Raw genomic sequence first — 384 nt, forward strand, 5'->3', positions numbered from 1 at the left:
GAACTCGTTGCCCTCGATGTCCTGCATCACGATGCACGACTCGTTCTCCTCATCGGCCAGCAGCACCCGCACCTGAACCCCACCCAGCGCGACCAGCCGCGCGCACTCGGCCTCCAACGTCGCCAGCCGCCGCTCACCCACCAGCCCCGTACCGACCCGCACATCCAGATGCACCCGATTCTTCACCACCTTGCCCTCAGGAACCCGCTGGAAGAACAACCGCGGCCCCACCCCCGACGGATCCACACACGCGAACCACGAACCACGACGCTCAACCGGCAACGACGCATCCACATCAGCCCACGTGGCGAACCCCTCCGGCGGCGCCGGCACCACATACCCCAGCACCTCACACCAGAACCGAGCCAACCGCTCGGGCTCCGC

General features: G+C 67.4%; 1 protein-coding gene. It reads right to left on the bottom strand.

The features are described 5' to 3' along the window. On the bottom strand, positions 1–384 hold a 384-nt coding region (locus tag DZA62_RS35320), incomplete at both ends, for a VOC family protein (RefSeq protein WP_116953688.1).

Origin of the sequence: Jiangella endophytica (genome assembly GCF_003427025.1) — a bacterium.
Taxonomy (GTDB): domain Bacteria; phylum Actinomycetota; class Actinomycetes; order Jiangellales; family Jiangellaceae; genus Jiangella; species Jiangella endophytica.